Raw genomic sequence first — 12,927 nt, forward strand, 5'->3', positions numbered from 1 at the left:
CCTTCTTAAAACAGCATCACGAGAAGAATAAACTTTCAGAAGAGCTGCATCATGAACTAGAAACGCTCCTTAGCCGTATAAGTGATCAAGAGGCGCTGATTTTTGTTTATTCATTGACGTCAAATGAAAGAATCGGGCGTACGTATCAGCAAATGGCAGAGTGGCTAAAAGAAGATGTGTGGTATGTGTACCTGCTTTTTTGGAATGTCCTCCATTATTTTATTCATGCTGCCCAAAAAGGTGAGACGCAGCTCATGCAAAAGCTCGTAGGTGACCTTGAATTCAAACGCGTGCTAACAACCTCTACTCACAAAACGCTCGAACTTGTGCAAAAAGGCTTTGATATTGATCAGATTGCGCATATTCGTTCATTAAAAAAGGCAACGATCGAAGACCATATTGTCGAGCTTTCCATACATGAACCGAGCTTCTCAATAGAGCCGTATGTGAGCGAAGAAGATCAGCAGGTCATTCATGCAGTAGCCAGAGAGCTTCAAACAAATAAAATGAAGCTGATTAAAGAAAAACTCGAACATTCATTTACTTATTTTCAAATACGATTGGCTCTGACAAGGATGGTGAAAGCAAATGGATAAGCTTCATCAGACGCTCATGCAATATTTTGGTTACGACTCATTTAAAACAGGTCAAGAGGCCATTATTCAAAGTGTACTGAATCAAAAAGATACCGTTGCCATGCTGCCTACTGGCGGCGGGAAATCCATCTGCTATCAAATTCCCGGCTATATGTCAGATGGATTAGTTCTCATTATTTCGCCGCTGTTATCGCTTATGGAGGATCAAGTCGAACGAATGAAAATGCGCGGAGAAAAACGAGTGGCGGCGCTGAACAGCACATTGTCTTTTCAGGAGAGACGGCATATCATTCGGCATTTGCCATCATATAAGTTTTTATTTGTCGCGCCTGAGGCATTAATGTCAGAGGTGCTGCTAGAACAGCTCAAATCGATGCATATTGGTCTGTTCGTCGTCGATGAGGCCCATTGTATATCGGAATGGGGGCATGATTTCCGTCCGGAATATTCCAAGCTGGGAGAATGGAGAGAAGCGTTAGGTCATCCTGTTGCCTTAGCACTGACGGCAACAGCAACAAAACAAACGCTAAAAGATACCGTGCAAACGTTAAGATTGCAGCATCCAGACTTTCATATTCATTCTGTCAACCGGCCAAACATCGCTTTAGTTAAAGAAGCGCACGAAACGAAAGAAGCAAAAGAGAAACGGGCCATTGAGCTTGTGGAATTCCTGCAAGGCCCCGGTCTGATTTATTGCCCGACCCGGCAAATGACAGAAGATATGGCGCTTTTTATGAAACAAAAAACCCATCAGCGTGTAGAGTATTACCATGGCGGAATGGATGCAGGAGACCGCATGCTTATTCAGCAGCAATTTATCAGCGGACAGCTTGATCTCATTTGTTGTACAAGTGCTTTTGGAATGGGAATTGATAAAGCAGATATACGATTTGTTATTCATATGAGCCCGCCGCAGTCAATTGAAGCCTTTATGCAGGAAATTGGAAGAGCAGGACGGGACGGGAAAAACAGTGTGAGCATTCTTTTATATACAGAAGAGGATGCGGACATTCAACAGCATTTAATACAAGCCGAGGGCTTTGATGATCCAGAAATTGATTTTTTCTTAGCTAGGCTGACACAAATGCAGACAAATGATGAAAAGAAATTACGTGAACAATTGATGGAATCAGGGCTTCAGGAGACACGGGCAAGAATGCTGATCCATTATTACAGGATGTATCAGTCTGACGAGCCGCGTGTGCTCCTGATGAAACTGAAAGAGAAATTGCAGGACAGACAAACAGAAAAACTGAGGAAAGTGTGGCAATTTAAGGAGCGGATCACAGATCATAGCTGCTTTAGACAATCTCTGTTATCATACTTTTACGAACAGCTTGATCAAACGGAGGCCGCATCCTCTGGCAATTGCTGCTCTTCTTGCGGACTTGACCTGTCTGATTATGAAAAAAAAGAACAACCATTGGAGCTGAATGAAATGAAACACTGGAAGACCGTGCTGGATCGTATGTTTCATCTGACAAAAGAGGCGCAGCATTGATCGAACAACATCGCCGAATCATTGAAAAATTAACCGATCGACAAGTCGTAGAACAGCTGTATTTTACGCAGCTGCTGATGCTGGTTATTTCTTTTTTACTAGGGATATTTATGTTCGATCATTGGACAGATTTCACATCTCTTTGGGAGATTCAAGATGCGCGGATACTGACTTATGGAATTGGCGGCGCTGTGCTTGTAATCATTGTGGATGCAATTGTCATGAAGGTGTTTCCTGCTCATATGTATGATGATGGCGGATTAAATGAAAAAATGTTCAAAAACCGCAGCATCCCGCATATTGTTTGGTTAACACTGCTCATCGCCTTTTCAGAGGAAATTCTATTCCGAGGGATCGTCCAGCAGCAATTTGGATTGGAGATTGCTAGTATCGTGTTTGCGCTCCTTCACTTTCGCTACTTATCAAAAATACTCTTGTTTATCCTTGTGGTTTCCATTAGTATTTTTTTAGGACTTTTATACGAGTGGACGGGGAATTTATTTGTTCCTGTCATGACCCATTTTGTCATTGACTTAGTCTTTGCTTGTCAAATTCGTTTGAAATATAGGGGGAGGGATGAACATGGAAGAAATGTCGAGAATGAAGAGAAAGAAGGAGCAGCTGACAAACATCCATGACGATGATGTTGAGAAGATTTTTGAAGAAGAAGAAGTACAGCCTTCAGATGACTCTCACTTTCCTACACGAGAAGATTTTCATGAATATAAAAAGCAGCGCACGAAAAAGGTTCGCAATCCATTGTTTACAACACTGGCTATTATCTTTCCTATTATCGTCGTCACGGTGTTCTTCCTTTTGATCTACTACACGTCAAAGGAAATCAACCATAATAATAATCAAGATGTATATAATATTGATTCAACATCAAGTGCTGACACAGACCCAGTCCCGTCAGCACTTGCCGAAACGAAAAATGACTCAAGTGCTGATAAAGCGGATGCGTCTGATGATGAGAAGCAAAAGAAAGATGAAGAAAAACAGCGATCGAAAGAAAAAGCTGAACAGAAGAAAAAAGAAAAAGCTGCTAAAGAGAAAGAAGAGCGTGAACAAGCAGCGAAAGAAAAAGAGCGCGAGCGAGCTGAAGCTGCCAAAAAGCGTGAACAGCAGCAGCTAGCCCTGCAAAAGCAACAGGAAGAGAAAAAACGAAAAGAAGCTGAAGAGAAAAAGAAGCAGGAAGAAAAGCCAGTTCGTGTCGTGCAGCACACTGTTGGTCCAGAGGAAAACCTGTATCGAATTTCAATGAAGTATTACAAAAACCGTTCGGGTGAAGAGAAGATTAGAGCCTATAATCATTTGAAAGGTAACAGCGTGTACAGTGGTCAAGTGCTGAATATTCCACTAGAAAACTAATCATCTGACATGAATGAAGAAGCACGCACATACATATGTAGAAAAAAGGGACAGGGTGTATGTGATGACATTGCACGCAATCAGCCGATATATGGATCAGCCAACACAGAAGATGATGGAAACATTGATCAAAAGAAAGCATAAATATGAGGGTTTTGCCAAGCAGTGCAAAAGGTGGCAATGGACAGCCCTTCTATCGCTGGCCATTCTTTTGTTTTATTTTGTGATCACGGCAAATGCGGGAGGCGGCTCGCTTCAGCCAGAAGCGATGATTGCCACACTGCTTGGTCATGAAGTTTTTCTGTTTTGGATCATGGCTGAGGTCTTTGCTTTTTATGCCTCTTATTACTATAAGAAAAAAGAAGAAAAGGCTGAAGATGAATATCATCGGCTTCGATGTGAAATTATACAAAAGAGCACAGACTTATGGTCGCAATCAAATCAGTGGAAAGAGCGCGAGGCGGTTTTTCACTATATGCAGAAGCAATATGACATTAATCTCTATTATGAAAGTAAATAAATGAGAAAAAAAGACGTTTAACAGTTGAAACGTCTTTTTTCATTCAAGCGTCTTATGAAAGAGAAAGATATGTAAGGGAGCCATTTGTGATGAAATATGCCATCGGATTTACTGCCGCCATTGCGGCTGTTACAACAGGTGTGTGTGTAACGGCAAAAATGGTGAAAACGGCAAAACAAAACAACATCAAAAAGCATTACTTTACAATAGAAGCACTTCAATCAGACCGGCCTGCTGTCATTTTCTTTATTTCTGATACACACAGACGTCTCATCAGTGACACTTTATTAGCAGAAATCAGACAGGAAGAGCCAGATGTGATTATGATTGGCGGAGATTTAGCAGAAAAAGGTGTGCCCTACGCAAGGATTGAAGAAAATGTGAAACGTTTATCAAGAATTGCGCCGGTTTATTTTGTTTGGGGAAATAATGATCATGAGCTGCACCAGCAAAGGTTGAAAGAGATTCTTCATGCATACGATGTCACGACTTTGCAAAATGAAACGGCTGTATGGAATTTCGAAGGCCAGCGAATTAAAATCGGAGGAATTGATGATATTCGGCTTGAAAAAGCAGATTATGAAGCGATACGGCCAGAGTTTGTGAAAGAAGATGTCAATATTCTCTTATCGCACAATCCAGATGTACATCATTTGATGAGTGAAGAGGAAGGAATCGATCTTGTCCTGAGCGGTCATACGCATGGGGGACAGATCCGAATTGGGAAATTTGGACCGTATGAAAAAGGAAGAACAGGCCAGGTCAAAGGTGCGTTCTTTCTCATTAGTAATGGCTACGGTACAACAAAAATTCCCTTGCGTCTCGGAGCAGAACCAGAAACCCATCTGATCTATTTAATGCCTCTAAAAACGCATTAACTTGCGGCACCCTCAATATTTTCCATAAAAGTCACCGTAAGCATAGCTTCATGCTTGTCTTCCGTCTTGACACAGTGTAAACTGAATACAAAATTAAGAACCTATGACTCATCATCTCATATACTACAGTATGATGTGTGTTTAGAAGAGGCAGGAGGGAACGTTATGCGACTGGAGCGTCTGAATTATAATAAAATCAAAATTTTTCTCACACTAGATGACCTGACAGACCGAGGTCTTACGAAAGAAGACCTTTGGAAAGATTCGTTCAAAGTCCATCAGCTGTTTAAAGACATGATGAACGAGGCGAATCAGGAGCTCGGTTTTGAAGCGAATGGACCGATTGCTGTTGAAGTATTTTCTCTTCAGGCGCAGGGGATGGTCGTCATTGTCACAAAGAGTCAGCAGGAAGATGCTGATGATGAGTTTGATGAAGATTACATTGAGATGCAAGTCAAGCTCGACGAGAGCAAGCATGTGCTCTATCAATTTGCCTCGTTTGAAGATGTGATTCAACTGTCCCATAGTTTAAGTCGTATTGGACTTTTAGGGGGTACAGTTTACCATTATGAAGGTCAATATTATCTCAGCCTAGATGATGTTGGAGAACTATCTGCTGATACAGTCATTTCAATTTTAGCAGAGTTTGGTTCACCTACGACACTCACCATTCACCGGCTAAAAGAGTATGGAAAAGTGATCATGCAAGAAGATGCTGTGAAAACGATTCAAATGTATTTTTAATCACTTTTTTCTATTATATTTAATACTGTTGTGATGAAACAACAGTATTTTTTTATATCCTTTTTTATATTTATAAACGCTGATATTTTATTTTGATAAAAAACGCTTTTTACCTTTGCTTTACCAGTACGAAGGTGTATACTATTGCTTGAAAGGGAGCAGTAGATCATGAAAGATTTCTAGGGGGTTTATTTTAATGGCAGCCGATCAAAACGCCGCTCATAACGCAGAAGATAAGCTAGATGTTTTAAAGTCAACTCAAACCGTCATACATAAAGCGCTAGACAAATTAGGGTATCCGCAGGAAGTGTATGAATTGCTGAAGGAGCCAATTCGTCTATTAACGGTCAAAATTCCAGTACGTATGGATGATGGATCTGTGAAAATCTTCACTGGTTACCGCGCACAGCACAATGATGCTGTCGGTCCAACAAAAGGCGGAATTCGTTTCCACCCGAACGTTACGGAAAAAGAAGTAAAAGCGCTTTCAATTTGGATGAGTTTAAAATGTGGAATTGTGGATCTTCCTTATGGCGGAGGAAAAGGCGGTATTATCTGTGATCCAAGAGAAATGTCATTCAGAGAGCTTGAAAAACTTAGCCGCGGCTATGTTCGCGCCATCAGTCAAATTGTTGGACCAACAAAAGATGTTCCAGCACCAGACGTGTTTACGAACTCTCAAATTATGGCATGGATGATGGATGAATATTCTAGAATTGATGAGTTTAACTCGCCAGGATTTATTACAGGAAAACCAATTGTTCTTGGGGGATCACACGGACGTGATACTGCAACAGCAAAAGGTGTGACGATCTGCATCAAAGAAGCGGCGAAGAAAAAAGGAATTGACATTAACGGGGCTCGTGTTGTCGTACAGGGATTCGGAAATGCAGGAAGCTACTTAGCTAAATTCATGTATGATGCTGGAGCGAAAATCGTAGGGATTTCAGATGCGTACGGCGGATTATACGATGAAGATGGTCTAGATATTGACTACTTGCTTGACCGACGTGACAGCTTTGGAACCGTCACTAAATTATTTAACGATACAATTACAAACCAAGAGCTGCTTGAGCTGGATTGTGATATCCTAGTACCTGCAGCCATTGAAAACCAAATCACAGAAGATAATGCGGCAAACATTAAAGCTAAAATTGTCGTAGAAGCAGCAAATGGTCCAACGACACTGGAAGGAACCAAAATTCTTTCAGATCGTGGTGTACTACTTGTCCCAGACGTACTTGCGAGTGCGGGTGGTGTAACTGTTTCTTACTTTGAATGGGTTCAGAATAACCAAGGGTTCTACTGGACTGAAGAAGAAGTTGAAACTCGTTTAGAAGATATGATGGTGAAATCATTTAATAATATTTATGAAATGGCGCAAAACCGCCGAATTGATATGCGTCTTGCTGCATATATGGTCGGTGTACGTAAAATGGCTGAAGCTTCTCGATTCAGAGGCTGGATTTAAGCGGCTGATTTGCATCGCGCCTTAAAATCTCCTATCCTTAAATAGGAGATTTTTTTATGGAATGAAACAAAGAATCAAACAGCCCAGCAATTGTTATTGCAGTGAAATGACAGGAGTGGAACAAATGAAACAAGAAAAAGCGATCATAATAGGAGGCGGCCCATGCGGGCTATCAGCTGCCATCGCACTCAAGCAAATTGGGATTGATGCACTTGTGATTGAAAAGGGGAATGTCGTGAACAGTATTTATCATTACCCAACACATCAAACCTTTTTTAGTACAAGTGAAAAGCTTGAAATCGGTGATGTCGCTTTTATTACTGAAAATCGTAAGCCCGTTCGTATTCAGGCACTTTCCTATTACCGAGAGGTCGTCAGACGAAAAAACCTGCGTGTGCATGCTTTTGAAAAAGTAAACGCCGTGAGGAAACAAGATGGCCGGTTTACGGTGAGTACATCAAAAGACGACTATTCATGTGATTACGTCGTCATTGCAACTGGCTACTATGATCATCCAAACTATATGAACGTCAAAGGAGAAGACCTTCCCCACGTGTATCACTACTTTAAAGAAGGACATCCATATTTTGATAAAGATGTGACGGTGATCGGCGGGAAGAACTCTAGTGTGGATGCTGCGCTAGAACTTGTGAAATGCGGAAGCAGAGTCACTGTGCTTTATAGAGGAACTGAATATTCATCCAGCATCAAACCTTGGATTTTACCAGAGTTTGAAGCGCTTGTCCGTAATGGAACGATTCGCATGGAGTTTGGCGCGCAGGTGAAAGAAATCACAGAAGAAGATGTGATCTTTACAAACCAGCAAAATCAAACGGATCGAGTGAAAAGTGACTATGTATTTGCCATGACTGGCTATCATCCAGATCATTCTTTCTTAGAAAAAATGGGTGTCACGATAGATCAAGAATCAGGCCGTCCAGCATTTGATGAACAAACGATGGAAACGAATGTTGAAGGTATTTTCATTGCAGGAGTCATTGCTGCTGGAAATAATGCAAATGAAATTTTCATCGAAAATGGAAGATTTCATGGCGGACTCATTGCAGAAGAAATCAACAAAAGAATCAACGGATAAAAAAAGAACTGGATCCTTCAAAAGGGGTTCGGTTCTTTTTTATATAAATTGGGATTATATAGAAAGTTATTTTTAGAAAAATGGGCCCGAGTCATATAAAAAAAGGGTAAATCATGGTACGATAATGAAGGATAATGTAGGGAAAGAGGTCTGGTTATGATCGCAATCATCTCAGCAGGTTTAGCTCCCGGCATCGCACTTTTAAGTTATTTTTATTTGAAAGATCAGTACGACAATGAGCCGGTTCATATGGTCATCAGATCTTTTATGCTAGGTGTCATACTTGTGTTTCCAACCATGTTTATTCAATATGTCCTTCAAGAGGAAAATATCGCAACAAACCCTATCTTGATTTCATTTGTGACGTCGGGCTTTTTAGAGGAATCATTAAAATGGTTTATTTTAATGGTCAGCGTTTATGCGCATGCCCAGTTTGACGAACACTATGACGGGATTGTGTATGGAACGAGTGTCTCACTTGGTTTTGCAACACTTGAAAATATTCTTTACTTAGTCGGTCATGGGGTCGAATATGCATTTACCCGTGCTTTATTACCTGTATCAAGTCACGCATTATTTGGTGTTGTGATGGGATTTTATATCGGAAAAGCCCGCTTCTCTGATAAAAAAGAGCAGCGCAAATGGCTGATCCTTTCTTTAACGCTCCCTGTGCTGTTTCACGGCCTGTATGATTTCATTCTATTAGGAATGAAAAACTGGGGATATATCATGGTGCCGTTCATGATTTTTTTATGGTGGTTTGGTTTAAGGAAAGCAAAAAAAGCCCGTGCGGTAAAAATGGTGCAAATTTAATTTTTGAAAACGTCCTATTTGTTGATAGGGCGTTTTTTTGTCTTTTCCATCCAATTCTCTCCTGTGTTGAATGTATAAAAATAGGGATCGGAAGAAACATATATTCAAACATCAAAAGTACAGGAGGATCAAATATGGATAAAGCTCGTTTCATAAAACAAATCGTTCTTATCTTCTCAATCGTTCTTCTTGCGTCTTCACTTTTGACAGAGAGTAAAAGTGAAGCCTTCACCAGCCAAGTCATCCAGCGCGGCGCAACAGGAGAAGATGTAGTCGAACTGCAAGCGCGGCTCCAATACAATGGTTTTTACAATGGCAAAATTGATGGCGTCTATGGCTGGGGGACGTACTGGGCCGTTCGTAACTTTCAAAGCCAATTTGGCATCAAGAAGGTCGATGGACTTGTAGGCGAGAAAACAAAAAGCTTATTAGTTCAAAAGACGAAATACTACAAAGAATTTGTTCAAAAGCAGCTGCAGCAAGGGAACCAGTTTACCCATTATGGCGGAAAGCCTCTTGATCAGCAAACAAAGGCTCCTGCGCAAAGAAGCTCGCAAAAAAAGACAGCCCAAGGTACAAAAGAAAATCAAAAAAGTCAAAGTGGATCATCTGGGAAGTCTGGCAATCAGTCAGGCAGCCAGCAGGGGAATCAAACACCGAAACAAACAGCAGCCAACATGCCTGGTGGATTTTCTAGTAATGACATTCAGCTCTTGTCACAAGCTGTTTACAGTGAAGCAAGAGGTGAGCCGTATGAAGGACAGGTGGCCATCGCGGCCGTCATCTTAAACCGTTTGAACAATCCGACCTTTCCAAATACGATCGCAGGGGTCATTTTTGAACCGCTAGCATTTACCGCTGTAGCAGATGGGCAATTTTATATGACGCCAGATGAAACGGCAAAAAAGGCTGTGTTTGATGCAATCAATGGCTGGGACCCATCTGAGAGCGCCATTTATTACTTTAATCCTGATACAGCAACAAGTCCATGGATTTGGGGAAGACCACAAATTAAACGAATCGGGAAACATATATTCTGCGAATAAAAAGAGGTGTAAATAAATGATCAGAGGAATATTGATTGCTATTTTAGGAATTGCTGTCATCTCAACAGGTTACTGGGGCTATAAAGAACATCAAGAAAAAGACGCCGTGCTGCTTCATGCTGAGAACAACTACCAAAGAGCCTTCCACGATTTAACGTATCAGGTGGATCAGCTGCATGACAAACTGGGCGCAACACTTGCGATGAACAGCCAAACATCCATCTCACCAGCACTTGCAGATGTATGGAGAATGTCATCAGAAGCGCATAACAATGTCAGCCAGCTCCCGCTCACATTGATGCCTTTTAATAAAACGGAAGAATTCCTGGCAAATGTCGGAGACTTTAGCTACAAATCATCAGTCAAAACTTTATCAGACGAACCATTAAATAAAGATACACACAAAACCATTACAGCCCTTTATAATCAAGCATCAGATATCCAAAACGAACTTAGACAAGTGCAGCACCTCGTCCTTAATAAAAACTTAAAATGGATGGATGTTGAAATGGCGCTGGCTGACGGCGATCGAAAGAACGACAACACCATCATTGACGGGCTGAAAACAGTCGAGAGAAATGCTGATGCGTTTGCAGATGTCGATCTTGGGCCTACAAATGTGTCGACAGAAAAAGAAACACAAGGCTACAATCATCTAAAAGGCGATAAGATTTCAAAAAAAGAAGCGATCCGCATTGCACAGCAATTCACACCCGACCATAATCAACATTTTAAAGTGAGAAAAAGCGGCAGCAAAACAAATCGTGACGTGTATAGCTTATCGATGTCTGATCCAGACAGCCATGCTAACTTTTACTTAGACTTAACTGAAAAAGGAGGGCACCCAGTCTACCTTCTTCAGAATCGTGACGTGAAAAAACAAAAAATCAGTTTGAATGCTGCATCAGAAAAAGCACTCAGCTTTTTAAAGAAGCACGGATTTGACACAGAATCGTTCCATTTAGATGAAAGTGCACAATTTGATAATATCGGTGTATTTACCTATGTGCCTCTTCAAAAAAATGTATTACTTTATCCAGATAGTATACGCATGAAAGTCGCATTGGATGATGGCGAGGTTGTTGGGTTTTCAGCGAAGGACTACTTAACGAATCATAAAACTCGAGACATCAAAGCACCGAAAATCTCTCAAAAAGAAGCACAGAAAGCATTGAATCAGCATGTAAAGATCGAAGATACTCATTTGGCGATTGTGCAAAATGATATGTCAGAGGAAGTTCTGTGCTATGAGTTCCTCGGAACGATAAAAAACGATACGTACCGCATGTTCATTAATGCAGATACTGGAAAAGAAGAACGGGTAGATAAACTGAAAAACGCAGAACCTATATATAAAGACCTATAGAAAAGGAAGCGAGGAAAAGGCTAATAAGTCTTTTCCTTTTGTTTTAGACATGGTTTAATATAGGAGAGGATACGATTTCACAGATGAAAAGAGTGATGAGGAATGTTACAAATAGGGGATGCAATCACAATTGAATATGTCAATGAGAACAAAGAAGTGAAAACAGCAAAATCGAAGGTTTTGGAAAATAATAACGATGATATTTGCATTAATTATCCAGCAGATAAAGAAACGGGCCGCACCATCTACTTAAATCAGCAAACAGAAATCACCGTCTTCTTTTTTGACGAAAATCAAATTCCATACAAATGTACAAGCGAAGTCATCGGAAAAAGAAAAGAAGATATTCCGATGATTGTTATTTCCATTCCGCCAAAAGAAAAAATGATCCGGCTTCAGCGAAGAGAATATTTGAGAGTGGATACGATGATCAAAGCCACCATCATGCAAACGGACGAAGAGCCCTTTGACACGTTTATTGTGAATATAAGTGCTGGCGGCGTGGCGATTGCTGTTCCTGAGGGCGTGTCATTGAAAGATTATGGAGAAGTGGCCACAGAGTTTGAACTTCCCTTAAAAGAGCCTGTGAAAATTAAAGCGGTTGCAGAGATGAATCGAGTATATCAAGATGAACAGTCTGGCAAAACAAGAGCGATCATGGAGTTTTCAGAGATCACAAATGACCACCAGCAGCACATTATGAAATACTGCTTCCAGCAGCAGCTTTTAACACGTGTGAAAAAAGCATAAGAATAAAGGGTGTAAAAAGCTTCCATACTAGAGAGGAAAGAATCTAGCGTGGAGGCTTTTTGTATGAAGACAATGGAAAGATGGTTATTGAAAGTGGTGTTCATTCAGCTTGTTTTATTGCTAACTGTTCAGATCACACTTCATTTGACGAAAGGAGAACTTTTTTTGTCAAAAGTCGTGCAGTATGAGGGTGTGAATAACATGAGCATTGAAGAATGGATTGAGACGTTTAAGCAGAAGGATTGATAGAAAATTCCCCCGTTTGAGCGGTGATCGTGTTACAATTCATAAGGGAGATTCAATCAAGGAGAGGTATTATGAAAAAGAAATTATCTATTGCAATTGATGGTCCTGCAGCAGCAGGCAAAAGCACTGTGGCAAAAATTGTCGCAGCCAAAAAATCATATATTTATATTGATACAGGTGCCATGTACCGCGCGATTACACTTGCGGCACTTAATCAAGGTGTAGACCTTGAAGACGAACAGGCACTTGATTCATTACTGAAAAAAACAGTCATTGAACTTGTAACAACAGGCGAGGGTCAAAAAGTCCATCTAAACAATACGGATGTCACAGAGGATATTCGTACAGACCGCGTAAGCAACCAAGTATCGGTTGTTGCAAAGCACAGAGCTGTTCGGGAAGAAATGGTCCGCAGGCAGCAAGAGCTTGGCAAACGAGGTGGTGTCGTTATGGATGGAAGAGACATAGGCACTCACGTACTTCCAGATGCCGAAGTGAAAATTTTCTTGCTTGCATCAGTAGAAGAGAG

The 12,927-nt window shown here is 40.9% G+C and carries 15 protein-coding genes; all 15 read left to right on the top strand.

The annotated features are described in order from the left end of the window. Positions 1-596, top strand: a 596-nt coding sequence (locus AOQ70_RS07820; RefSeq protein ID WP_197414598.1) for a helix-turn-helix domain-containing protein, incomplete at its 5' end; no start/stop codon positions are given. Beyond that, entirely contained in the window at positions 589-2,097 is a 1,509-nt protein-coding gene (locus AOQ70_RS07825; RefSeq protein WP_059375547.1) for a RecQ family ATP-dependent DNA helicase, read from the top strand. The genes AOQ70_RS07820 and AOQ70_RS07825, both read left to right, overlap by 8 nt. After that, entirely contained in the window at positions 2,094-2,735 is a 642-nt protein-coding gene (locus AOQ70_RS07830; protein WP_041109653.1) for a CPBP family intramembrane glutamic endopeptidase, read from the top strand. The genes AOQ70_RS07825 and AOQ70_RS07830 overlap by 4 nt, the downstream gene beginning before the upstream one ends. After that, positions 2,680-3,468, top strand: coding sequence for a LysM peptidoglycan-binding domain-containing protein (locus tag AOQ70_RS07835; protein ID WP_059375550.1), 789 nt, complete (start codon positions 2,680-2,682; stop codon positions 3,466-3,468). The genes AOQ70_RS07830 and AOQ70_RS07835 overlap by 56 nt, the downstream gene beginning before the upstream one ends. 64 nt (positions 3,469-3,532) lie before the next feature. Beyond that, positions 3,533-3,988, top strand: a complete 456-nt coding sequence (locus AOQ70_RS07840) for a DUF2663 family protein (RefSeq protein ID WP_059375552.1) — start codon at positions 3,533-3,535, stop codon at positions 3,986-3,988. A gap of 89 nt (positions 3,989-4,077) precedes the next feature. Further along, positions 4,078-4,866, top strand: coding sequence for a metallophosphoesterase (locus AOQ70_RS07845; RefSeq protein ID WP_039179602.1), 789 nt, complete (start codon positions 4,078-4,080; stop codon positions 4,864-4,866). A gap of 165 nt (positions 4,867-5,031) precedes the next feature. Next, the gene (locus AOQ70_RS07850) at positions 5,032-5,610 is read left to right on the top strand and encodes a genetic competence negative regulator (RefSeq protein WP_024428080.1); all 579 of its coding nucleotides are present in this window, start codon (positions 5,032-5,034) and stop codon (positions 5,608-5,610) included. A gap of 196 nt (positions 5,611-5,806) precedes the next feature. Further along, entirely contained in the window at positions 5,807-7,081 is a 1,275-nt protein-coding gene (locus AOQ70_RS07855) for a Glu/Leu/Phe/Val family dehydrogenase (RefSeq protein ID WP_007500982.1), read from the top strand. Between the two features lie 124 nt (positions 7,082-7,205). Continuing rightward, the gene (locus AOQ70_RS07860; protein ID WP_059375555.1) at positions 7,206-8,177 is read left to right on the top strand and encodes a YpdA family putative bacillithiol disulfide reductase; all 972 of its coding nucleotides are present in this window, start codon (positions 7,206-7,208) and stop codon (positions 8,175-8,177) included. 156 nt (positions 8,178-8,333) lie between these two features. After that, the gene (gene prsW / locus AOQ70_RS07865; RefSeq protein ID WP_024422824.1) at positions 8,334-8,990 is read left to right on the top strand and encodes a glutamic-type intramembrane protease PrsW; all 657 of its coding nucleotides are present in this window, start codon (positions 8,334-8,336) and stop codon (positions 8,988-8,990) included. Positions 8,991-9,124: 134 nt separating this feature from the next. Then, complete coding sequence (gene sleB, locus AOQ70_RS07870) at positions 9,125-10,036, top strand: spore cortex-lytic enzyme (protein ID WP_059375558.1); 912 nt, start codon at positions 9,125-9,127, stop codon at positions 10,034-10,036. A 16-nt stretch (positions 10,037-10,052) separates the two neighbouring features. Next, the gene (gene ypeB / locus AOQ70_RS07875; RefSeq protein WP_059375560.1) at positions 10,053-11,402 is read left to right on the top strand and encodes a germination protein YpeB; all 1,350 of its coding nucleotides are present in this window, start codon (positions 10,053-10,055) and stop codon (positions 11,400-11,402) included. A gap of 102 nt (positions 11,403-11,504) precedes the next feature. Continuing rightward, positions 11,505-12,152, top strand: a complete 648-nt coding sequence (locus AOQ70_RS07880) for a flagellar brake protein (protein ID WP_058837963.1) — start codon at positions 11,505-11,507, stop codon at positions 12,150-12,152. A 63-nt stretch (positions 12,153-12,215) separates the two neighbouring features. Beyond that, positions 12,216-12,398 carry a YpfB family protein gene (locus AOQ70_RS07885; protein ID WP_041109645.1) on the top strand — a complete coding sequence of 61 codons (183 nt, stop codon included), beginning with the start codon at positions 12,216-12,218 and terminating at the stop codon, positions 12,396-12,398. Between the two features lie 71 nt (positions 12,399-12,469). Next, positions 12,470-12,927: (d)CMP kinase (cmk, locus tag AOQ70_RS07890; protein WP_059375561.1), on the top strand; the 458-nt coding region annotated here is incomplete at its 3' end.

This window comes from Bacillus sp. AM 13(2015), from assembly GCF_001518755.1.
GTDB lineage: Bacteria > Bacillota > Bacilli > Bacillales > Bacillaceae > Bacillus > Bacillus safensis.

Coding starts and splice junctions, on each gene's coding strand:
- AOQ70_RS07825 (WP_059375547.1), top strand. CDS start 589: ATGGATAAGCTTCATCAGACGCTCATGCAATATTTTGGTTACGACTCA.
- AOQ70_RS07835 (WP_059375550.1), top strand. CDS start 2,680: ATGGAAGAAATGTCGAGAATGAAGAGAAAGAAGGAGCAGCTGACAAAC.
- AOQ70_RS07840 (WP_059375552.1), top strand. CDS start 3,533: ATGACATTGCACGCAATCAGCCGATATATGGATCAGCCAACACAGAAG.
- AOQ70_RS07845 (WP_039179602.1), top strand. CDS start 4,078: ATGAAATATGCCATCGGATTTACTGCCGCCATTGCGGCTGTTACAACA.
- AOQ70_RS07850 (WP_024428080.1), top strand. CDS start 5,032: ATGCGACTGGAGCGTCTGAATTATAATAAAATCAAAATTTTTCTCACA.
- AOQ70_RS07855 (WP_007500982.1), top strand. CDS start 5,807: ATGGCAGCCGATCAAAACGCCGCTCATAACGCAGAAGATAAGCTAGAT.
- AOQ70_RS07860 (WP_059375555.1), top strand. CDS start 7,206: ATGAAACAAGAAAAAGCGATCATAATAGGAGGCGGCCCATGCGGGCTA.
- prsW (WP_024422824.1), top strand. CDS start 8,334: ATGATCGCAATCATCTCAGCAGGTTTAGCTCCCGGCATCGCACTTTTA.
- sleB (WP_059375558.1), top strand. CDS start 9,125: ATGGATAAAGCTCGTTTCATAAAACAAATCGTTCTTATCTTCTCAATC.
- ypeB (WP_059375560.1), top strand. CDS start 10,053: ATGATCAGAGGAATATTGATTGCTATTTTAGGAATTGCTGTCATCTCA.
- AOQ70_RS07880 (WP_058837963.1), top strand. CDS start 11,505: ATGTTACAAATAGGGGATGCAATCACAATTGAATATGTCAATGAGAAC.
- AOQ70_RS07885 (WP_041109645.1), top strand. CDS start 12,216: ATGAAGACAATGGAAAGATGGTTATTGAAAGTGGTGTTCATTCAGCTT.